Origin of the sequence: Acinetobacter sp. YH16038, assembly GCF_013417275.1 — a bacterium.
Lineage (GTDB): Bacteria > Pseudomonadota > Gammaproteobacteria > Pseudomonadales > Moraxellaceae > Acinetobacter.
In genome coordinates this window covers 25,204-45,921 of record NZ_VPEG01000007.1, presented here as the reverse complement: position 1 = coordinate 45,921, position 20,718 = coordinate 25,204, and the positions used below count along the sequence as shown (strand labels likewise).

23 protein-coding genes and 1 tRNA gene are annotated in these 20,718 nt (G+C 42.2%); 5 read left to right on the top strand and 19 right to left on the bottom strand.

All coding sequences use genetic code 11. The features are described from left to right. Nucleotides 1-22: 22 nt before the first annotated feature. Both tsf and rpsB read right to left on the bottom strand, forming a co-directional pair. On the bottom strand, nt 23-898 hold the full coding sequence (gene tsf, locus FTV34_RS04270) for a translation elongation factor Ts (protein ID WP_004784491.1): 876 nt from the start codon (nt 896-898) through the stop codon (nt 23-25). Between the two features lie 141 nt (nt 899-1,039). Next, nucleotides 1,040-1,786 (bottom strand): 30S ribosomal protein S2, encoded by a 747-nt coding sequence (gene rpsB / locus FTV34_RS04265; protein ID WP_004784492.1) that lies wholly within the window; start codon nt 1,784-1,786, stop codon nt 1,040-1,042. A 207-nt stretch (nt 1,787-1,993) separates the two neighbouring features. Between rpsB and map the strand changes: the two genes are divergently transcribed. Then, a complete protein-coding gene (gene map / locus FTV34_RS04260) occupies nt 1,994-2,821 on the top strand; it encodes a type I methionyl aminopeptidase (protein WP_004784494.1) in 828 nt (275 codons plus the stop codon). 252 nt (nt 2,822-3,073) lie between these two features. Beyond that, on the top strand, nt 3,074-4,309 hold the full coding sequence (locus FTV34_RS04255) for a pyridoxal phosphate-dependent aminotransferase (RefSeq protein WP_005236666.1): 1,236 nt from the start codon (nt 3,074-3,076) through the stop codon (nt 4,307-4,309). A 44-nt stretch (nt 4,310-4,353) separates the two neighbouring features. On the opposite strand, the gene FTV34_RS04250 is transcribed toward FTV34_RS04255, so the two are convergent. The 3 genes from FTV34_RS04250 to FTV34_RS04240 form a co-directional block, all read right to left on the bottom strand. Further along, nucleotides 4,354-4,509 (bottom strand): hypothetical protein, encoded by a 156-nt coding sequence (locus FTV34_RS04250; protein WP_180068951.1) that lies wholly within the window; start codon nt 4,507-4,509, stop codon nt 4,354-4,356. 40 nt (nt 4,510-4,549) lie between these two features. Beyond that, complete coding sequence (locus FTV34_RS04245; RefSeq protein ID WP_257226102.1) at nt 4,550-5,617, bottom strand: MATE family efflux transporter; 1,068 nt, start codon at nt 5,615-5,617, stop codon at nt 4,550-4,552. 482 nt (nt 5,618-6,099) lie between these two features. Then, nucleotides 6,100-6,510, bottom strand: a complete 411-nt coding sequence (locus tag FTV34_RS04240; protein ID WP_159124076.1) for a GFA family protein — start codon at nt 6,508-6,510, stop codon at nt 6,100-6,102. Nucleotides 6,511-6,671: 161 nt separating this feature from the next. Between FTV34_RS04240 and FTV34_RS04235 the strand changes: the two genes are divergently transcribed. Continuing rightward, a complete protein-coding gene (locus FTV34_RS04235; RefSeq protein ID WP_180068947.1) occupies nt 6,672-7,115 on the top strand; it encodes a PaaI family thioesterase in 444 nt (147 codons plus the stop codon). 12 nt (nt 7,116-7,127) lie between these two features. Here FTV34_RS04235 and FTV34_RS04230 read toward each other — a convergent pair whose 3' ends face one another. Next, nucleotides 7,128-7,571, bottom strand: coding sequence for a hypothetical protein (locus FTV34_RS04230; RefSeq protein ID WP_180068945.1), 444 nt, complete (start codon nt 7,569-7,571; stop codon nt 7,128-7,130). Between the two features lie 236 nt (nt 7,572-7,807). Here FTV34_RS04230 and FTV34_RS04225 point away from each other — a divergent pair. Beyond that, nucleotides 7,808-7,883: transfer RNA gene (locus FTV34_RS04225), tRNA-Asn, on the top strand. Between the two features lie 354 nt (nt 7,884-8,237). Here the strand turns inward: FTV34_RS04225 and FTV34_RS04220 are convergent. From FTV34_RS04220 to FTV34_RS04170, 11 genes are all read right to left on the bottom strand, one after another. Next, nucleotides 8,238-8,891, bottom strand: coding sequence for a tRNA-(ms[2]io[6]A)-hydroxylase (locus tag FTV34_RS04220; RefSeq protein ID WP_180054104.1), 654 nt, complete (start codon nt 8,889-8,891; stop codon nt 8,238-8,240). A 15-nt stretch (nt 8,892-8,906) separates the two neighbouring features. Next, on the bottom strand, nt 8,907-9,632 hold the full coding sequence (gene pdxJ / locus FTV34_RS04215; protein WP_034171229.1) for a pyridoxine 5'-phosphate synthase: 726 nt from the start codon (nt 9,630-9,632) through the stop codon (nt 8,907-8,909). A gap of 13 nt (nt 9,633-9,645) precedes the next feature. Next, a complete protein-coding gene (locus FTV34_RS04210) occupies nt 9,646-10,356 on the bottom strand; it encodes a DNA repair protein RecO (RefSeq protein ID WP_180068943.1) in 711 nt (236 codons plus the stop codon). 11 nt (nt 10,357-10,367) lie between these two features. Beyond that, nucleotides 10,368-10,565 carry an NF038104 family lipoprotein gene (locus FTV34_RS04205; protein WP_034593121.1) on the bottom strand — a complete coding sequence of 66 codons (198 nt, stop codon included), beginning with the start codon at nt 10,563-10,565 and terminating at the stop codon, nt 10,368-10,370. An 18-nt stretch (nt 10,566-10,583) separates the two neighbouring features. Beyond that, nucleotides 10,584-11,612, bottom strand: a complete 1,029-nt coding sequence (era, locus tag FTV34_RS04200; protein ID WP_004784513.1) for a GTPase Era — start codon at nt 11,610-11,612, stop codon at nt 10,584-10,586. Further along, the gene (gene rnc / locus FTV34_RS04195; RefSeq protein WP_004784515.1) at nt 11,612-12,310 is read right to left on the bottom strand and encodes a ribonuclease III; all 699 of its coding nucleotides are present in this window, start codon (nt 12,308-12,310) and stop codon (nt 11,612-11,614) included. The genes era and rnc overlap by 1 nt, the downstream gene beginning before the upstream one ends. Continuing rightward, nucleotides 12,282-12,653 carry a DUF4845 domain-containing protein gene (locus FTV34_RS04190; protein ID WP_034703931.1) on the bottom strand — a complete coding sequence of 124 codons (372 nt, stop codon included), beginning with the start codon at nt 12,651-12,653 and terminating at the stop codon, nt 12,282-12,284. Before FTV34_RS04190 ends, rnc begins: the two co-directional genes overlap by 29 nt. Before the next feature lie 24 nt (nt 12,654-12,677). Beyond that, entirely contained in the window at nt 12,678-13,505 is an 828-nt protein-coding gene (gene lepB, locus FTV34_RS04185; protein WP_159124070.1) for a signal peptidase I, read from the bottom strand. A gap of 21 nt (nt 13,506-13,526) precedes the next feature. Next, nucleotides 13,527-15,344, bottom strand: a complete 1,818-nt coding sequence (lepA, locus tag FTV34_RS04180) for a translation elongation factor 4 (protein ID WP_004784519.1) — start codon at nt 15,342-15,344, stop codon at nt 13,527-13,529. A 260-nt stretch (nt 15,345-15,604) separates the two neighbouring features. Further along, nucleotides 15,605-16,090, bottom strand: coding sequence for a thioesterase family protein (locus tag FTV34_RS04175; RefSeq protein ID WP_180068941.1), 486 nt, complete (start codon nt 16,088-16,090; stop codon nt 15,605-15,607). A 124-nt stretch (nt 16,091-16,214) separates the two neighbouring features. After that, complete coding sequence (locus FTV34_RS04170; RefSeq protein WP_034171221.1) at nt 16,215-17,600, bottom strand: Do family serine endopeptidase; 1,386 nt, start codon at nt 17,598-17,600, stop codon at nt 16,215-16,217. Nucleotides 17,601-17,836: 236 nt separating this feature from the next. Here FTV34_RS04170 and nadB point away from each other — a divergent pair, with 236 nt between their 5' ends. Continuing rightward, nucleotides 17,837-19,465 (top strand): L-aspartate oxidase, encoded by a 1,629-nt coding sequence (gene nadB, locus FTV34_RS04165; protein WP_180068939.1) that lies wholly within the window; start codon nt 17,837-17,839, stop codon nt 19,463-19,465. A gap of 120 nt (nt 19,466-19,585) precedes the next feature. Here the strand turns inward: nadB and FTV34_RS04160 are convergent, their stop codons facing one another. After that, the gene (locus FTV34_RS04160) at nt 19,586-20,026 is read right to left on the bottom strand and encodes a PaaI family thioesterase (protein WP_180002873.1); all 441 of its coding nucleotides are present in this window, start codon (nt 20,024-20,026) and stop codon (nt 19,586-19,588) included. A gap of 91 nt (nt 20,027-20,117) precedes the next feature. Beyond that, nucleotides 20,118-20,717: a dTMP kinase gene (gene tmk, locus FTV34_RS04155; protein WP_125279347.1), complete on the bottom strand. Its 600-nt coding sequence runs from the start codon at nt 20,715-20,717 to the stop codon at nt 20,118-20,120. Nucleotide 20,718: the final 1 nt, after the last annotated feature.

Below are 20,718 nucleotides of genomic sequence, written 5' to 3'. Positions count from 1 at the left end.
TTTTTTCTAATTCGTTACCGAATTATTTTGCAGCAGCCTGAGCAGCAGCAACTTCTTCAGCGAAAGAAAGCTCAGCTTTCTTCTCGATACCTTCACCCACTTCGAAACGAACGAAGTTAGCAACAGTAGTACCAGTCGCTTTAAGAACTTCAGCAACTTTCTTGTCGTTGTCGATTACGTATTGTTGACGCTCAAGAACAACTTCGTTCAGGTATTTCTCAACAGAACCTACAACCATTTTCTCAACGATGTTTGCTGGTTTGCCAGATTCAAGTGCTTTAGCTTCAGCGATTTCTTTTTCTTTCGCGATAAGGTCAGCAGGAACTTGTTCAGCGTTTACAGCAACCGGATTGAATGCAGCAATGTGCATTGCCAAGCCTTTACCAGTTTCAGCATCACCTGAGTAAGATACAACAACACCGATACGAAGACCGTGTTTGTAAACAGCCAGGTTTTCACCTTCAACAATTTTCGCACGACGTACTTGGATGTTTTCACCGATTTTTTGAACTAGCGCAATACGAGCTTCTTCTACAGTAGCGCCATCTTCAAGTTTAAGTTCAGCGATTTTAGCAGCGTCAGTTTCGTTTGCAGCAAGTGCAGCAGCAGCAACTTTCGCAGAGAAACCAGCAAAGTTTTCGTCTTTAGCAACGAAGTCAGTTTGGCAGTTTACTTCTAGAAGGATTGCTTTGTTGCCTTCTTGAGCAATTGTGATCGCGCCGTCAGCAGCAATGTTACCAGCTTTTTTAGCTGCTTTTGCTTGACCAGATTTACGAAGGTTGTCGATCGCTAATTCGATGTCACCACCAGCTTCTGTCAAAGCTTTTTTACATTCCATCATTGCTAGACCAGTACGATCACGCAGTTCTTTAACCATGCTTGCTGTAACTGCAGTCATGTTTATCTCCTAAATTCGGTAGAAAATGAATTCTTTTTAGAACAGAAACGGCCCAGAGGATTCTCATGGGCCGCCTGCATACATAACGCTTACTTTGCCACCATCACGTGTCGCAAAAATGACAAGCTAGCGTCTAACGCATTAAGCCTCAGAAGCAGGAGCTTCTTCTGCTTTAGCTTGTGCATTTGCTTGTGATTGAGCATATTCTTTACCAGCAAGAATCGCATCAGCCATAGCAGAAGCATAAAGTGTTACTGCACGGATCGCATCGTCGTTACCCGGAATAACGTAATCTACGTTGTCTGGGTTAGAGTTAGTATCAACGATACCGATTACAGGAATACCAAGGTTTTTAGCTTCTTTAATTGCAATCGCTTCGTGATCAACGTCGATTACGAATAATGCGTCAGGTAAACCACCCATGTTTTTAACGCCGCCTAAAGCACGTTCAAGTTTTTCCATCTCACGGCTACGTTCTAAAGCTTCACGTTTAGTAAGTTTAGCGAAAGTACCGTCTTGAGATTGAGTTTGAAGGTCTTTTAAACGGTTGATAGATTGGCGAAGAGTTTTCCAGTTCGTCAACATACCACCTAACCAACGGTGATCTACGTATGGTTGACCAGCGCGTTGAGCTTGTTCACGGATGATTGCAGAAGCAGCACGTTTAGTACCAACGAACAAAACTTTGTTCTTTTTGCTAGCCAATTGGTTAGCGAAGTTCAAAGCATCATTTAACGCAGGAACAGTGTGCTCAAGGTTGATGATGTGAATTTTGTTACGCGCGCCAAAGATGTATTGACGCATTTTTGGGTTCCAGAAACGAGTTTGGTGACCAAAGTGCGCGCCAGCTTGTAGAAGGTCGCGCATGCTTACGTTGTAATCTGCCATTTTCTTTACCTTAAAGTTTGGGTTAGGCCTCCATATATCCGCATTCTCCACCCTTGCGGGCACCCAGAGTAATGTGACGATATATGTGCGGATTTTTAATACACCATTCAATCAGCCTCGCAAATATATTCACGAAAAAGCATTTGATAAAATGGGCGGCTATTTATACCATAGTCACATACAAATTTCCAAAAGTTTTTAGAGATCATGAACACTACTTATCAAGCTCCCCGTCGTTTAATCAAATCCGCTGAAGATATCGAAAAGATGCGTATCGCTGGACGACTGGCTGCAGAAGTGTTGGATATGATCAAACCGCATATCAAACCCGGCGTAACGACACTGGAATTGGATACGATTTGTCATGACTATATTGTAAATGTGCAGAATGCCATTCCTGCATGTTTAGGTTATGGTGCAGCGCCTGGCCGCCCTGCTTTCCAGCATACAATCTGTACATCTGTAAACCATGTGGTCTGTCACGGGATCCCATCTGAAAACAAGATCCTGAAAAAAGGCGATATTTTAAACATTGACGTCACTGTCATCAAAGATGGTTTCCATGGGGATACCAATATGATGTACATCGTGGGTGGTGAAACTTCAATCCTGGCAAACCGTCTGTGCAAAGTCGCTCAAGAAGCCATGTATCGTGGTATGGCTGTGGTGAAACCAGGTGCAACGATTGGTGACATTGGTCATGCGATTCAAAAATATGTTGAATCTGAACGCTTTAGCGTTGTCCGTGAATACTGTGGCCATGGCATCGGTACGACTTTCCATGATGAACCACAAGTTCTGCACTATGGTCAACCAGATACCGGTATGGTTCTTGAAGAAGGTATGACTTTTACGATTGAACCAATGGTGAATGCCGGTGTTTGGCAAACCAAACTGCTGGGTGATAAATGGACTGTGGTCACTAAAGACCATAAATTATCGGCTCAATATGAGCACACTCTTTTGGTAACAAAAAATGGCATTGAAGTGCTGACTGCCCGTCCTGAAGAAGATTTGTCACGTTTTAGTGCATAACAACAACACTTTCTCACATAAATGGCCACTTTAAAGTGGCCATTTTTAGTTTATATTTCCCCTATTATTCTCATCCTCAAAGCATATTCTTAGTTCATGTCTATCTAAACTACCTATCGATGTTCAAGATAAGGTTGCACTGATTCAGCATTTTTTCGTATATTTTTCCAAATTCTTTTGCCCAATGTGCACCATTTTAGGCTAAGATAATGTGCTTTTTATTTTTTAATCCCTATAAGAAGGAATACTGCCGTGGACGTACGTCTCTCTGATCGTGTGAATGCCATCAAACCGTCCCCTACGCTTGCTGTGACAAACAAGGCTGCTGAACTGAAAGCTGCTGGTCACAACGTTATTGGTTTGGGCGCAGGTGAGCCAGATTTTGATACCCCTCAACACATCAAAGATGCAGCAATTGCAGCAATTAACAACGGTTTCACCAAATACACCGCTGTTGATGGTACGCCAGGTCTTAAAAAAGCAATTATTGCTAAATTAAAACGTGACAATAACCTTGATTATCAAGCGAACCAAATCCTGGTTTCTTGTGGTGGTAAACAGTCTTTCTTTAACTTGGCACTTGCTTTGTTAAATAAAGGTGATGAAGTGATCATCCCTGCTCCATTCTGGGTAAGCTATCCAGATATGGTGATCATTGCTGAAGGTACACCAGTAATCGTGAAATGTGGTGAAGAACAACGTTTTAAAATTACTCCTGAGCAATTAGAAGCTGCGATCACTGACAAAACTCGTCTAGTTGTATTAAACAGCCCTTCTAACCCGACTGGCATGATCTACACTAAAGCTGAATTAGAAGCTTTAGCTGCAGTACTGCGTAAATACCCAGAAGTATTCATCGCATCTGATGACATGTACGAACCAATCCGCTGGGAAGATGAATTCTACAACATCGCAACTGTTGCCCCAGACCTTTACGACCGCACTATCGTATTAAACGGTGTGTCTAAAGCATATGCAATGACAGGCTGGCGTATCGGCTATGCAGCGGGCCCTGCTAAACTGATCGGTGCGATGAAAAAAATCCAGTCTCAGTCAACTTCTAACCCAACTTCTATTTCACAAGTTGCTGCAGAAGCTGCATTGAATGGTCCTCAAGACGTTCTTGTACCAATGGTTGAAGCATTCAAACGTCGTCATGACCTGGTTGTGAATGGCTTGAATGACATTAAAGGTATTTCTTGCCTACCTGCTGATGGTGCATTCTATGCATACGCAAACATCAAACCATTGATTCGTGCGAAAGGCCTGAACTCTTGCACAGAATTCTCTGCTTGGTTACTGGAAGAAACTGGTGTTGCAGTCGTTCCTGGTGATGCATTCGGTCTAGGTGGTTTTATGCGTATCTCTTACGCAACTGCTGACGAAGTATTAGTTGATGCGCTTGCACGTATCAAAAAAGCTGCTGATTCTATCGAAGGCGTTGATGAGGCGATTGCTTCTATCGAAGCTGAAAAAGCTGCGAAATAATCTAATTGATTAGATAAAAAAACCCGCGATGATCGCGGGTTTTTTTATGCAGTTTGTAGATGCTTACGGTATTTAAGTCCCAAGCAAAGCAAGCACATCAATGCGGCAAAGGTATAGGAAATAGCCAGCATCCACCAGAAACCACTTATTCCTGAAACATCCAGGTTGAGATTGAAGAGCGACACTGGATGATAAGCCAAATACCAACCTCCACCCAATCCACCTAATAGCAGTACTCCACTAAAAATAAACATGGGGGAAGACTACCACTTTCCAGCAGCGCAGCATATTGACGCTAATCACCAGAATCGCATCAAAAATATGCATCCAGCACAATAAGAACATCAATGCCAGACTCACCCTAAGCACATCCGTATGATCACTAAATAGCGCCACAATCGGTTTTTGAAAAATTACGAGCAAGATCGCCAAAACAATTGCGCTTGCGACCACCACACGTAACGCTTTAAAAGTTAAATCCCAGGCAGATTGCACTTGATTTGCACCAATCCTGGTAGAGACCAGAATGCTAAAAGCAGAGCTCATCGAAAATGGCACCATAAACAGCAGGCCAGCCAAACCCATCGCTACTTGATGCGCATTCACTATTATCTCCCCCAAAGGCAAGATCAATAATGCAATCGCACTAATTGTAAAGACATCAATAAATACGACAATTGCTGAGGGTAAGCCTATTCTTAAGATTTTTAGCAAAGTCTTAAAATGGAAGAATTGTCCGGACCAGTGCACACGCAACTGCTTTTCTAGAAATATCAGGTAATACACCACTAATAGTGCCCATTGAACAGTCAGATGAGCAATGAAAGCTCCCTTAACCCCATAGGCAGGTACATAACCCTGAATCCCAAAAATCAGGCAATAGGCCAAACTCACTTTGAATATCAGATAAAAAATATTGGCATAGAACACACGCTTCGCCTCACCACAGGCTTGCGTTAAAATATATAAAATACGTACTAACAAATGTGCTGGAAGCGTCCAAGCCAGTAACCATAAACAAGGTTGAATCAAAGCCTGTAATGCACTATCTGCTTTTAACAGATGTAGCAAAGGATCTGCATGAGTTAATAGCCATCCTGCAAATACAGACAGGACGATGACAATAAGGATGCTCTGTTTCAGAATTTTTTGAATATTATCAAAAGCACGTCGCCCATATGCTTCAGCAAGTTCCTGCATCATACCCTGCAAAATCCCCGTCCCCGAAACAAATAATAAAGAATAAATAGATAAACACACAGCCATAGCAGCCACATGTTGCGGTGAGTAATGAGACAGGAAAATCATGTCAAATATTCCGACCAACATTATGATGCTATTACTCAAAAAAATCGGTACCCAAAGATGCAAAAACTGTTTCATTGCAAAATCACTCTATTCTTAATTCTTTTCTCGGGTTTTATTTTTAAACTGAATTATTTAAAACTGAGATATACAGTGGAAATCACATACAATCCTTGTGCCATAAATCTTTATATTTATTGATTTTTATAGAAAAGTTTAGTTTCTATCTTTAGTTCGCTTATAGAAAATAATAATTTATTGAGCTCAGAAACTATGAGTTTTTTTCGTTCCAATTTAACAATTTAATCAAAAGAAAGAATGATCATGACATGAAAAGCAGGATGCTATTTGAAATACGAACCTGCTAATCAGTATTTTTATTTAATGATATATATGCACTTATATAGTGTTCTTAATTTTAAAAAGATTATTTTCATCAGATCAAATTATGAGACTTACTCTTCCTTTATCTGATTATATTTATTTCAAGAATCAGGTTGCTGAAACATGGCAATGACTTCAGCTTCTGTCATTTTTTTGGTTTGATTGTTAAATGAATAAAATGCTGGCTGATGATCTATATAAATTTCTAAATTGAAATCCAGATCCTCTGGCAGTTGCTCCAAAGTAAATACATTAATATTGGCAAAGGAATGATCTTTGGTCCGCCAGAAAATAAAAGTACCACAGGCATTGCAAAAACCACGCTCTGCCCATTCAGAAGTACTTGCAACAGATAAATGCTGCTGATCAATAAAGTGAATATTTTCTATATCAATCGACATTAATGGTCCACTTGTCTGGCGACGGCACATGGAACAATGACAGGCAGCAACTTCATGATTTCTGAGCTGAACTTCAAATCGAGTCGCTCCGCATAAACATCTCGCTTTCATGATTATTCTTCTTCGGTATTATTATTTTTAATCATTTTACCGGATTCATCATAAGTAAAAGGCTTTGTACATTTCCTCATACAATTTTTTATTGCTGATCGAAGCACCATCTGCCTAAACTTGTCATTCAAATCCAGTATTTAAAATAATAAGGACAAGCTATGGATCTCAAGAATCTTTCAGGTTTGCAGATTATGCAAAAGATGCTTAAGGGCAACCTGCCTATGCCTTCTATGGCAACCACCATTCCCATGTCTGCTGGCGAAGTCGAACCGGGACATGTGACCTTTTTTATAAAAGCTGATGAACGCCATCTGAATCCTATGGGAGGTGTACATGGCGGTTTTGCTGCAACTGTTTTAGATACGGTAACAGGCTGCGCGATTCATACTTTACTTGAAGCCGGTGTCGGTTATGGCACAATTGATCTGAATGTAAAAATGTGCCGTCCAATTCCTAACAACCAAGAACTAAAAGCGATCGGAAAATCAATTAATCTCAGTAAAAACCTAGGTATTTCCGAAGGTCAAATTCTGGATGACGAAGGTCGTATTTATGCCCATGCCACAGCAACCTGCATGATTTTTCACAATTCTGACTGTTAAGGTGTTTAAGCCTTAAAGTACGCCCCATTTCCCTTGCGGTGCTTTTACCAGCTTCGGTTGGGTCAAAGCCCGATATTCAAAATAATGCTTGGAAACATTTGCCACACTCAGTTCCCGAATTTCTTTAGCAGAAGCCTGCCACACTTTAGACTGGTTCGATCCGGTCAGAAGATTACCAGCAAGCGCATAGATATAATGATCTTTTTGCTGTGCTTCAGGCGTGTTCAGAAAGATCTCAAAACTAAATTGGCGTTCTTGTTCGACCAGCCACTTTTCTGCAAACCATAATTGCAGCAAGTCACCCAGATACAATTGTTTGGTCGCCAAGGGCCATAAACTGATTTCTGCACCAGCCACAGGGGTAAAGTATTGAGCTGAATCTTGAATAATATCGAGATAATGATCTTGATAAAAAGACAGTTGAGAGAAGATTTGAGGGATAGTGAGCGTATTCATTCGCTTTCTCCGGTTTAGCCATTTTTGTGCTGGCAAGTAGGTTTAAATCCACACTGTTTGACCATTCGGTCAAACGACTTTATGTTTTCAATCTAGCAAGTGAAATTTGTTCTGACAAGCATTTTTTAAGAATTTAATGCAATCGTTTAAATTAAAATCAGATAAGTGCAATTTGTAGTAAATATGACAGTTTTTGCTTGACCCTTGGTAAAATCTCTCTATAATCGCATTCAGATTCTCCCATAGCTCAGTCGGTAGAGCGACGGACTGTTAATCCGCAGGTCCCTGGTTCGAGCCCAGGTGGGAGAGCCAAATTCAAGAAAGCCCGCAGCATTAAAGCGGGCTTTTTTATTGCCTGAAATTTCAATTATGAAATGATTCAATTCTTCTTTTCTCTTATATATTCTCACCCTGCCCTTTTATTTATCTAGTGAGATTGGCTTATATTTTCATTTAATCAAATGTGTTGTTATAAGCCGTTATTCTAAAATTGACGACAGCTTTTGCTATCTTGCACTTCAAGTTTTTCCTTCTAATCAAATTTTAAAATGCTTAGGCTATTTTAAATCCTTTCAATAGATAAATAAGCTAGGTAGCGAATCTTATATTTATAAAAAAATCCCCCGATTTGGAGGATATTTTTTAATGTCTTAATTGAGTAGCTTTTTAAGCTGCTTTTGCAGGCACACCACTGTGGAAACGGAACATTTCATCTGGACTAAGAATCAGATTCTTTTCTACTTCACGGATATGCTCAATTCGGCTTTGAATATCTTCTTGTGGATTTTTCAGTTTAGCGGTTTTTGCCACATCTAAAGCTAAGGCCAAGTAGTCCTCAAAATGGCGAGATTCAGATTTAAGCAAGTAACGGTAGTAACGCCCTAGTTCTTCATCTACCAGCGGTGCAAGCGCATAGAAACGCTCACAAGAACGTGCTTCTACAAAAGCACCAATCACCAGCACATCAATCAGCGCCTCTGGCTCATAGGTACGGATTTCCTTACGCAAACCACCTGCATAACGCCCTGCACTGAGTCCAATCCATTGCTGGCCACGCTTATTCATGAATTCCAGCACCTGTTCATAGTGCAGCATTTCTTCACGGACCAGTTGCGCCAGTTTCACCTGTAAATCTACGAAGAAGCTATAGCGGAACATCAGGTTCATTGCTGTACTGGCTGCTTTCTTCTCACAGTTGGCATGATCCTGCATCAGAATTTCCAGATTCTGTAATGCCTCATCGAGCCAGGCTTTTGGTGTTTCACAACCTAAGAAGCCAATAACAGGCTTCATCAGTTCATCATAATCAATATTTGACATATATCTTTTGCAATCTTAACGCGCAGCTTTAATTGCAGCCTTCATTTGTTGTACAGCTTGCGCCAGTCCAACAAAAACTGCATCTGCAATAATCGAGTGACCAATATTTAATTCATGAATTTGAGGAATCGCAGCAATTGGAGTGACATTATCCAGGTTCAGACCGTGACCTGCATTGACCACCAGACCTTTAGAAGCCGCATACTCTGCCCCTTTGATAATGCGATCCAGCTCAACTTGCTGTGCTTCTGGCGTGTCAGCATCGGCATAAGCACCTGTATGAAGCTCAATTGTAGGTGCGCCACAAGCGACTGCCGCATCAATCTGGGCAATGTCTGCATCAATAAATAGCGACACGTCACAGCCAATCGCAGACAGTTCCTGGGTGGCTTTTTTCACATCTTCAAAATGACCAACCACATCCAGACCACCTTCAGTCGTCACTTCCTGACGCTTTTCTGGTACAAAGCAGACATGCTGCGGCTGGATTTCTTTAGCAATCGCCACCATTTCATCAGTTACGGCCATTTCCAGGTTCATATGGGTAGTTAATACCGGACGCATACGACGTACATCTTCATCCTGAATATGTCGACGGTCTTCGCGCAAATGCAGGGTAATTCCCTCTGCACCGGCCTGCTCACAGATCAATGCAGCATTGACTGGGTCTGGGTACGTCGTACCACGTGCTTGTCTTAAAGTTGCGACATGGTCAATATTGACACCAAGTAATGCAGCCATAATATTTTCCTAACTACGATTGAGATTGAGAATTTTGGATCCACAATTGTCGACTTTTCAGTGGTCGGTCACCAAGCAAAGCAGTGATCACCTGTCGATATAGCTTCGTCAGTAATTGTAACTGTTCTGGATTAAAATCCCTACCATTTTCATAGTGCTGCATTGTTAAAATCTGCTGGCCTGACATGGTTGAGCGCAGGGCCTTGGCCGAAGGCATAAAACCTTCATTCAACTGAAAATAGTAATGTTGCAAGGGATTGATTTGTGCCTGATTGGCATCGACTGAAAAATCCAGTTCATAGCCAAGTTCTTCTAATAAGATATGTTCAAACTGGCGCAGAACCTGTTTTAAATAAGTATTGGGATTTTCCTGATCGGAGAGTTTTTGCAAGGCGGTCAACGTTTCGCCATATTTGGCAAAGGTCAGCGGCATTTGCACTTCAAGCGGACATAAACGCAACAGGATTTCATTCAGATAAAAGCCAGAAAAGAAGGCATCACCGAAAAAAAAGATCGGCTGATTAACAATTTCTAATTTGGTGAAGTTTTTCAGTTCAGATTTGCCTGAAGCTAACAAGCTGATGGGCTGATATTGGGGTGGAGGATTTTGTCTCAGTATCCCGTCGATACGGCCATATTCCTGGGTAAATAAATGCACAATATGACTGCGATCGCGATATTTACGATGATGAATCAGGTATCCATGCAGCACTTCATTACGCATAGGCTGCTTCTTTAATCTTTATTCTTTTTTGAGTTTTTCTCGTCTTCTTCGTCATCTCCATCAGGAATGGCGGCACCCACAACAGCCGCGGTCCCTTTGACCGCGTACTTTGTGGTTTTATAGGCAACTTTGGCAGGAACGGTCACTACTTTATGAATACAGCCCTGCAAAAATAAAACACATGCAATGACTGCCAGAAATTTCATCATGATCCGTTCCTATCCAATTTAAATGTCGCTATAACCTAGACTTTTCAATGCCCGCTCATCATCAGACCAGCCGCCTTTGACTTTCACCCAAAGCGTTAGCATGATTTTCTGCTCGAACATTTTTTCCATATCGACACGTGCGTCCATACCGATTTTTTTCAGCTTGGAACCTTTTTCACCAATCACAATAGCCTTTTGGCCAGCACGATCAACGAAAATAGTGGCATCAATATAAGTACATGCCGGCTTCATACGACCTGTTTTTTCATTCAGGGTCGGCTCTTCAGTTTTGAAAGATTCGATCTGAACAGTTAAATCGTATGGTAGTTCTTCACCTAACTGACGCATGATCTTTTCACGGATAATTTCAGAGGCCAGGAAACGCTCTGAACGATCGGTAAGCTGATCCAGTGAATATAGCGGCGGCTGGAATGGCAGATACTTGGCAATCGTATCGCGTAAGTGTTCGAGGTTGGCACCACGAAGTGCAGACACCGGTACGATTTCAGCAAAGTTCATCAGTTTGGCACGTTCACGAATCAGCGGTAAGGCCTCATTCTTGTTCTCGAACGTGTCCAGCTTGTTGATCACCAGAATGACTGGCATATCCGCATTTTTTAATTTTTCCAGAACAAGCTCATCGTTCTGGGTCCATTTTTGTGCATCAACTACAAACAGCACCAAGTTCACGTCACGCAATGCAGAGTGCGCAGCTCGGTTCATCATTTTATTGATGGCACGCACTTCTTTTTTATGCATCCCCGGTGTATCAACAAATACCGCCTGAGATTTTTCACGTGAATCAATCCCTACGATTTTATGACGTGTAGTTTGTGGCTTACGTGAAGTAATTGAAAGTTTCTGACCCAGTAAGTGGTTCATCAAGGTTGATTTACCCACGTTTGGACGTCCGACAATCGCCACGAAACCGCTACGATAATCAGAAGGAATTTCAGTACCCTGTGCACTGAAAAATTGACTAATCAAGTCATTGCTGTCGCTTTGCGACTCGTGATCAGCATCAATGTGATCGGAATGAGTAGTCATTAAGACTTATGCTCCAAATGTTTTAAAATATCTGCCGCAACCGCCTGTTCAGCGAATCGTCGGCTTGAACCTTCACCGGCCATGACCGGCAAGCCTTCTACCTGGCATTCCACTTTGAAATGCTGGTTCGGGGCATCACCCTGAATATCTACAACCTCGTAAACTGGGAGAGGTTTTTTACGTGCTTGTAAATATTCCTGTAGGCGTGATTTAGGGTCTTTCAGCTGGTCAGTTGGCTCTATATTGTCTAAATACGGCTCGTACCATTTTAGCACAATCGCCTGTAGTACAGTGAGATCACCGCAATCCACATAGATCGCACCAATGATGGCTTCGACCGTATCCGCAAGTATAGACTCACGATGATGACCACCCGATTTCAGCTCACCCGTACTGAGAATCAGGTTCTGACTCAATTTTAGATCATTGGCAATTTTCCCTAGCGCTTCCTGTCGGACAAGAGTCGCACGCATACGCGTCAGACGGCCCTCATTTTCCTGCGGGTAAGCAGTAAAGAGATAATTGGCTATGATCATTCCTAAAAGAGAATCGCCTAGAAATTCTAGGCGTTCATAGTTGTGTTTATGACTGACTGAACGATGGGTCAATGCCAGTTTTAACAGATCAGCTTGTTTAAACTGATAGCCGATCCGTTTGGCAAGACGTTCATCATTTAGTTTTGACTGTGCTTTGATCAAAATCTTTCTCAAACTTCATCACTAAATCTATATTCAATATAAAATTCTTGCGAATTTCATAATTCTTGTGCACCTGTAAACCATCAGTGTTAGTTACTTTAGCAATTTCATCAAACTTCAGATCGCGAATATTGTTCATTTCTAAACGCTGACCCATCTGCTGACGAAATTTTTCTGGCGCAATATTTGCCGGAGAACTCTTTAAAAGTTCCTCAATCTGATTGTCCACCATACGATCATCAAAGTATGGCCCCCAAACTGCAATCGCCACTTTGGCAAGAAAAGCAAACCCCACGATTGCAAATAAAATTCCAATATACGAAGCACCTTGTTGATGTTTCATTTTTTATTTTCCTAACTGAAATAATTAATCGATTATTCCGTTTCGACTAAACGATGGCAGTTTAAAGCCAGGTTCTTTATGCATCCAGATATAGAATGCGCGACCTGTTAAGTTTTCTTCCGGAACAAAGCCCCAGAAACGACTGTCAGCACTTTGATCGCGATTATCCCCCATCGCAAAGTAATGACCTTCTGGTACTTTCACTTCCCAATATAAACCATTTTCAGTTGAAAACTTACCATTTTCTATATAGTTAAGGAATGGAGCCTGACGAGCTACATTGACTCCTTCCAGCTCACGCATAGTGAAGGTATGTTCGCCAATGGTTTCTTTATGATAAATCGAATTTGGCGTGTCCAGGCGATCTTTTTCACGACTGAATTCTACTGGAACTTTTGCTACTTTTTCACCATTAATAGTTAACTGGCCATGATCATAAACAATATGATCACCTGGCAAACCAATTACACGCTTAATATAGCTAATCGTTGGTTGTGGCGGATAGCGGAAGACCACGACATCACCACGTTCCGGGCTACCTGTATCCAGAATTTTTGTATTTACAATCGGTAATTTCACGCCATAGTCAAACTTATTGACCAGGATAAAATCACCAGTTTCCAGCGTTGGAACCATAGAGTCTGATGGAATATTGAAAGGTTCGTACAGGAAAGAACGCAATACTAAAACGACGGCCAAAACCGGCCAGAAATCATAAGCCCAAGTAATAATGAAGTTTTCATTGCCCTTGCCTTTGGTCTGTCGTTGTTTCAGAACAAATTTATCCAGCAACCAGACCGCGACGAAAAATAAGGTCGCAGGAACAAGAATCAAATTAAAATCAAAATCCATGGGCTTATTATCCTTATAGTATTAGCGTTCAACTTTCAGTACAGCTAAGAACGCTTCTTGTGGAATTTCAACACTACCCACCTGTTTCATACGTTTCTTACCTTCTTTCTGTTTTGCAAGAAGTTTCTTCTTACGTGATACGTCACCACCATAACATTTTGCCAATACGTTTTTACGCATTGCTTTTACAGTAGAACGGGCAATAATTTGCGCACCAATGGCCGCCTGAATTGCCACATCAAACATCTGACGAGGAATCAGGTCTTTCATTTTTTCAACCAGTGCGATCCCACGATGACGTGCATCCTGACGGTGGCAAATCATTGCGAGTGCATCGACTTTTTCACCGTTGATCAGGACATCCACTTTCACCAGTGATGAACTTTCAAAACGCACAAAGTTGTAATCTAGTGACGCAAAACCACGTGAACAAGATTTCAATTTATCAAAGAAATCCATCACCACTTCAGCCATTGGAATTTCAAAAGTAACGGATACTTGATTCGCCATGAACTTCATGTCTTTTTGTACACCACGGCGCTCAATACATAAGGTCATGACATTACCCAGGTATTCCTGTGGCACGAGGATATGACATTCTGCAATTGGTTCACGCAGGTCTTCAACAGTTGAGCCATCTGGCATTTTTGATGGGCTGTCGATGTAAATGGTATTGCCATTTTTCATCACTGCTTCATAAATTACCGTTGGTGCTGAAGAAATCAGATCCAGATCGTATTCACGTTCTAGACGCTCCTGTACGATCTCCATGTGCAGCATACCCAAGAAGCCACAGCGGAAACCGAAGCCTAGAGCATCAGAACTTTCTGGTTCGAAGAACAACGCAGAGTCATTGATTTGCAGTTTATGCAATGCTTCACGGAAAGGTTCAAAATCACTGGAATCGATTGGGAACAGGCCCGCATAGACCTGTGGTTTTACTTTTTTGAAGCCAGGTAATGTTGGAACTTCTGGAGTAGTTGCCAGTGTAATGGTATCACCCACTGGTGCGCCAAAAATGTCTTTAATACCGGCAATCACGAAACCAACTTCACCCGCTTCAAGGATATCGGTTTCAGTATGCTTCGGATTGAAAATACCGACTGAAGTGATGATATGTGTCTGACCAGTCGATTTCACCAGCATCTTGTCGCCCTTGCGAACACGACCCTGTTTCACACGAACCAGAGATACTACGCCCAGGTAGTTATCGAACCATGAGTCAATAATCAACGCTTGCAGCGGTGCATCACGTTCACCTGTTGGTGCAGGAATGACATTCACCAGCGTTTCAAGCACACCTTCAATACCTAGGCCAGTTTTTGCTGAACAGGTCGGTGCTTCAGTCGCTTCAATCCCGATAATATCTTCAATTTCCTGAATTACACGTTCAGGTTCAGCTTGTGGCAAGTCAATCTTGTTCAGTACTGGTAAAACTTCCAGACCCTGCTCAATGGCGGTATAGCAGTTTGCAACAGACTGCGCTTCTACCCCTTGTGCTGCATCCACAACGAGAAGTGCACCTTCACAGGCCGCCAAAGAACGTGAAACTTCATAAGAGAAATCCACGTGTCCCGGGGTATCAATGAAGTTCAACTGATACTCTTGGCCATTTGGATGGGTATAGTACAAGGTGACCGAAGCCGCTTTGATGGTAATCCCACGTTCGCGTTCAAGTTCCATAGAATCAAGAACTTGAGCCTGCATTTCACGATCCTGCAAACCACCACAAGTTTGAATAAAACGATCTGCCAGAGTCGATTTACCGTGGTCAATATGCGCAATAATCGAGAAGTTACGAATGTTTTTAATATCAACAGATTTTTTAGCTTGCGCCATGGGCTACCTTGAGAAAAAAACGCGTCATGCAATTTAAAAAGTCATTGCATAACAAAAGCCGAATAGAAATTGCCGAGGATTATAGCAGAATGGAGATACAGAAAAAGAATTATCTTTCTTCTCTCTCGCTTATCTTAAATACGTAACTGCTTTATTTTTTATTTTCTTTTCCTCAGCTTTTTTCCAAGAAAACAGCTTGTTAAATGGGCTGCTTCCTATTTGGTAGCTAACTTCTATTCAATCTCGATATCATCACCTTATTAGATTGATTCTTCTCTTATCACCTTTGCTTCTTCACTCAAATATAAAGTAGAAAAATCATAAGGGTTAATACTGTCTGAGAGGGGCTGATAAGCTTGGGTAAAACTTGGCGACATACGCTTCGGTCGACCCGACGCAATTTCGATACAGGCCCACTGCGTGCTACCGGTAAATAGGACATTCTGATCCTTTGGACGATAAAAAGCATACTGTCTGAATGAATACAAGGCATTCAGATCACTTAACCAGGTTCTTAAAATCAGTTCATCCCCTTCAAATGCCGCTTTGCGATACTGGACATGATGTTCAACTGCAACCATGGCATGTTTAAGTTGCAAATATTCATTTAAACCGAGTCCTAATTGCTCGATATGGGCCGAGGCCACATCCTGCATCCACTGCACATAAACTACGTTATTTACATGTCCTAAACGATCAATATGTTCAGGTTGTACCTTTAAAACTTGGTCAAAAATACCGGTCACTTTTCTCTAATCCTTTATCGCAATTTTTTCTATGTACAGAGTCTACAGAAATTATGCCTCGGGTAAATTGCGAAAAATAAAAAACCGCCTATACAAGCGGTCTTTTATTGAAGATTCATTTATTTTATGAAATGCGCATCCCGACAATGGCACGTTGACCCTGACGAATCAGACCGACACGGGCAACACTGCCTTTTTTCAAATCTGCTACAGCTTCCACAAACTGGTTACTGTTCAAGATTGCTTTACCATTGATTTGAGTCACGACATCATTTGGCATAATCCGTGCCTGAGCTGCGATCCCGTCTCTACGGACGTCCTGAATGACTACACCACCCTTAATCTCTAAACGCTCTTTTTCAGCCGGGCTTAATTCACGAATAGTAACGCCTAATACCGGACCTTTATTTGGCTGAGCCTGGTTACCTGCTTTGGCTGGCGTTTCATCTGGCGCAGTCGTGAGTGTTGCATTGATATTACGGCGTTTATCATCACGTAATACTTCTAACTGGATCTGCTGTTTAGGTGCAGAACGGTTCAAATAGTTCAGCAACTGACTAGTGCGTGAAATATCAGTACCATTGTATTTTAAAATCACATCACCGGCTTGCAGACCCGCTTTAGCCGCTGGCGAGTTTGGTGCCACCTGGGTAATTAAAGAACCTTCTGGCTTAGATAATTTATAAGATTCAGCCAAAGTACGGTCGATATCTTGCAGGCTTACACCCAGATAAGAACGGGTCACCTTACCATCACGTTTCAGCTGGTCAGCCACTTCCATAGCGACATCAATGGGAATCGAAAATGACAGGCCCATATAACCGCCAGTACCACTGAAGATTCGTGAGTTCACCCCAACCACTTCACCGCGCTGATTAAATAATGGTCCACCCGAGTTCCCCGGGTTAAGGGCAACGTCAGTTTGAATAAATGGTACGGCTGTTTCGCCCATCATGTTACGCATCTTGGCACTGACAATGCCGGCAGAAGCGGAGTAGTCAAAACCAAAAGGCGAACCGATTGCTAGTACAGGCTCACCTACACGTAATTTATCAACATCACCAGTACGCAGTTCCGGGAAACCTGAACCATTGACTTTCAATAAAGCGACGTCAGTACGCTCGTCGCTTCCTACGACTGTCGCATCAATTTCCCGACGATCATTCAAGGTAATTGTCACTTTAGACGCATCTTCAACTACGTGGTGGTTGGTCAGCAGATAGCCATCCTTACTAATGAAGAAGGCACTCCCATATCCAGTTTTTTCCTGCGGTACACGTGGCTGCGGAATAATCACCTGATTACCAAAGAAACGGCGTAAAATTTCAGGAACCTGTTGTTGCAAGAGCTCTTCTTCGCTCATTTTCTTGACAACACTCACACTGACAACTGCCGGACTGACCTGATCAACCAGGTTAGAAAAATCGACGGGTGTTACTGCCTGTAACTGAGCAGCACTCATGGTAACAGTCGCTGCAAATAATCCTTTTTTTAAATCCAGAATTTTCATATAAATTATTCACCCAAATTGTTGATAAATTTATGTAAATAGGTTTTATCACAAACTTCATATATTTTAAGTAAAAATATGTTCGAAAGCTTGAATGTTGGCAACCTTTAATTTTTCTAAAGCATTAAGTTAAAGCTTTTATTAATTTTTTTCATCAATAAATGAGCACTTAAACGCTTGCCTTTTGTACAAAAAAGCGCTCTGATTAACGGACTTTTTTCAATTAGCTGATGGACATGTCTAATTTTCCCCTTACCCATCATTTTGACGTGATCATTGTGGGCAGTGGTGGTGCCGGTCTTAGTCTAGCACTTTCTTTGCCTGAACATTTTAATATTGCAGTTCTTGCCAAATCCACCCTGACCGATGCCAGTACCTATTATGCACAAGGCGGCGTTGCAGCAGTACTGGATGAGACAGACTCAATTGAACAGCATATTGATGACACCATGATTGCAGGTGTACATCTGTGTGAAATGGATGCGGTGAAGCAGACGGTTGAAGGTGGTAAGCCTTCGGTGGATTTTCTGCTGAAACACGGCGTCCAATTTACCTTGGATGAGCAGGAACAATTACATTTGACCCGTGAAGGCGGCCATTCACAGCGCCGAATCATTCACGCAGCTGATGCGACTGGGCGTGCCATTTCTACCACGTTGGTACAGCGCGCTCAGGAAAAAGAAAATATTACCATCTTTGAAAATTACATTGCGATCGACCTGATCTGCTCACAAAAACTGGGCTTAGATGATGAAAATCGCGCTTTAGGTTTATATGCACTCAATGAAGCAAGTGCACAAGTCCACACTTTCTTAGCACCATCTACTGCTCTGGCTTGTGGCGGTGCTATGAAAGCTTATCTTTATACTTCCAATCCGGATATCGCGACCGGTGATGGAATTGCGATGGCTTATCGTGCCGGTTGCCGGGTTGCCAATATGGAATTCAACCAGTTCCATCCGACCTGTTTATATCATCCGCAAGCCCGTTCATTCCTGATCACAGAAGCTATGCGTGGTGAAGGTGCGTATTTACGCCTACCTGATGGTGAGCGTTTTATGCTGCGTTTTGATGAGCGTGCTGAACTGGCACCACGTGATATTGTGGCACGCGCGATTGATTATGAAATTAAACGTCTGGGCATTCGTCATGTCTGGCTAGACATTACCCATAAAGATGAAAGCTTCATCAAGGAACACTTTCCAACCTTATATGCACGTCTGCTAGAGCTTGGCATCGACATCACCAAGGAAATGATTCCTGTGGTTCCTGCTGCGCATTATACCTGTGGCGGTGTAGTTGTAGATGAAAATAGCCAGACCGATATTGCCGGACTCTATGCCATTGGTGAAACGTCCTATACCGGCTTACATGGCGCTAACCGTATGGCCAGTAACTCACTTTTAGAATGTTTTGTATATGGCATGAGTGCTGCCAAACATATTCAGGAAAATTTCAAGGCGGATCAAGCTATCCCTGAAGTTCCGGAATGGGATGATTCTCAGGTGACCAATCCTGATGAAGATGTGGTTATTCTGCAAAACTGGGACGAGCTGCGTCAGACCATGTGGAACTATGTCGGTATTGTTCGCACCACTAAACGTCTAGAACGTGCCCTGCACCGGATTGAGATGTTGAAAAAAGAAATTACCGAGTATTATCAGGATTATCAGGTGAGCAAAAACTTGATCGAGCTGCGTAATCTGGTACTCGTTTCAGAGATGATTGTGCGTTGTGCCATGCAGCGTAAAGAGTCCCGTGGCCTGCATTTCACCCTGGATTATCCAGAATTGTTGCCTGAGCTACGCAAAACTGTACTGATTCCACCAAGTTTTGAAGTAGAAACTCCTTTGGTGAATGCTTAAAGATATAAATAAGGCAGTTAATATTTTTAAATATCATCTGCCTTTTCTTTGGCTGTGATTTTTTTAAGTTTTTAGAATAATCAGGTTATTTAAATAAAGCATATGATTTGTATGAGTTAATCAGCATTTTAAGGAGTGTATGGGTTCTTTACGTGGTGGAACCGAATAGGTCGCTGTCACATGGGCAACCGGCTCTTCCTGATCAATCGAATAAATCCAGACTTCTCCCACAATAAGCGCCTTCCCCACTTTCATCAATTTACTTTCCCCTCGCAGATCGACCCCGCCTGAAGGCTTACGCAGAAAATTGATATTTAAGTTCGTTGTCACTGCCAGACCAACCAGTCCAATCTCACCGAGAATGGCAATATATAAAGCCAGATCGGCCAAGGTCATCATGGTGGGCCCAGATACCGTGCCGCCGGGGCGCAGTTCCTGTTCACTGACTCGATACAGTATGGTTGCACCCTGAGGCACTACAGCTTCGATCTGACACTTTTCCAGGCTCTGCGGAAATTCCTGCTGTAAAAACTGGATGATTTCTTCTCTTGTACTTTTCATCATGTCTTATCTTCCTGATTTATTCCAATATAGAAGATTCTTCCTTGAAATAACTAGAGAAAAGTATGCCAAAAATATCTTTAGAATAAAATTATTTTAAATAAGACAGCGCCTGTTCAAACACCTGATCCGGTGTTTGAGTTGCATCCAGACATTTAATCCGCTCTGGATGACGCTGGCATAGTGTTGCATATCCAGCGCGAACTTTCTCAAAGAAAGTAACTTTCTCTTGCTCAAACCGATCCAGCGCACCTCGGGCACGAGCGCGATTCATACCCAGTTCAATCGGTGCATCCAGCCAGAACGTAATATCTGGCATACGTTCCACAAAATTTTGATTTAACAGATTCAGCTTGTCTTCACTGAGTCCACGTCCTGCACATTGATAGGCAAAACTGGCATCACTGAAGCGATCACATAAGACAATTTTTCCAGCATTTAAAGCGGGTAAAATCACTTGTGCCAGATGCTGGGCACGTGCCGCATACATCAGCAATAACTCTGTATCATGGCACATCGCTTCTTCGTGGTTTACGGCCAATAACAGCGAACGAATCTGTTCTGCCATTGGTGTGCCACCCGGCTCGCGGGTCAACACGACCTCTTTACCTTGAGCAATAAAATCATCATAGATACGACGAATGAGTGTGGTTTTCCCTACACCCTCAGTGCCTTCAAAGCTGATAAACATG

Excerpts from the sequence above, each read along its gene's own strand:
- map (WP_004784494.1), top strand. The coding sequence starts at position 1,994 with ATGAACACTACTTATCAAGCTCCCCGTCGTTTAATCAAATCCGCTGAA.
- pdxJ (WP_034171229.1), bottom strand. The coding sequence starts at position 9,632 with ATGGCTGCATTACTTGGTGTCAATATTGACCATGTCGCAACTTTAAGA.
- nadB (WP_180068939.1), top strand. The coding sequence starts at position 17,837 with ATGTCTAATTTTCCCCTTACCCATCATTTTGACGTGATCATTGTGGGC.
- rpsB (WP_004784492.1), bottom strand. The coding sequence starts at position 1,786 with ATGGCAGATTACAACGTAAGCATGCGCGACCTTCTACAAGCTGGCGCG.
- FTV34_RS04170 (WP_034171221.1), bottom strand. The coding sequence starts at position 17,600 with ATGAAAATTCTGGATTTAAAAAAAGGATTATTTGCAGCGACTGTTACC.
- FTV34_RS04210 (WP_180068943.1), bottom strand. The coding sequence starts at position 10,356 with ATGCGTAATGAAGTGCTGCATGGATACCTGATTCATCATCGTAAATAT.
- FTV34_RS04235 (WP_180068947.1), top strand. The coding sequence starts at position 6,672 with ATGGATCTCAAGAATCTTTCAGGTTTGCAGATTATGCAAAAGATGCTT.
- FTV34_RS04205 (WP_034593121.1), bottom strand. The coding sequence starts at position 10,565 with ATGATGAAATTTCTGGCAGTCATTGCATGTGTTTTATTTTTGCAGGGC.
- FTV34_RS04160 (WP_180002873.1), bottom strand. The coding sequence starts at position 20,026 with ATGAAAAGTACAAGAGAAGAAATCATCCAGTTTTTACAGCAGGAATTT.
- era (WP_004784513.1), bottom strand. The coding sequence starts at position 11,612 with ATGACTACTCATTCCGATCACATTGATGCTGATCACGAGTCGCAAAGC.
- FTV34_RS04220 (WP_180054104.1), bottom strand. The coding sequence starts at position 8,891 with ATGTCAAATATTGATTATGATGAACTGATGAAGCCTGTTATTGGCTTC.
- FTV34_RS04240 (WP_159124076.1), bottom strand. The coding sequence starts at position 6,510 with ATGAAAGCGAGATGTTTATGCGGAGCGACTCGATTTGAAGTTCAGCTC.
- lepA (WP_004784519.1), bottom strand. The coding sequence starts at position 15,344 with ATGGCGCAAGCTAAAAAATCTGTTGATATTAAAAACATTCGTAACTTC.
- tmk (WP_125279347.1), bottom strand. The coding sequence starts at position 20,717 with ATGTTTATCAGCTTTGAAGGCACTGAGGGTGTAGGGAAAACCACACTC.
- FTV34_RS04190 (WP_034703931.1), bottom strand. The coding sequence starts at position 12,653 with ATGAAACATCAACAAGGTGCTTCGTATATTGGAATTTTATTTGCAATC.
- lepB (WP_159124070.1), bottom strand. The coding sequence starts at position 13,505 with ATGGATTTTGATTTTAATTTGATTCTTGTTCCTGCGACCTTATTTTTC.
- FTV34_RS04245 (WP_257226102.1), bottom strand. The coding sequence starts at position 5,617 with ATGATTTTCCTGTCTCATTACTCACCGCAACATGTGGCTGCTATGGCT.
- FTV34_RS04230 (WP_180068945.1), bottom strand. The coding sequence starts at position 7,571 with ATGAATACGCTCACTATCCCTCAAATCTTCTCTCAACTGTCTTTTTAT.
- tsf (WP_004784491.1), bottom strand. The coding sequence starts at position 898 with ATGACTGCAGTTACAGCAAGCATGGTTAAAGAACTGCGTGATCGTACT.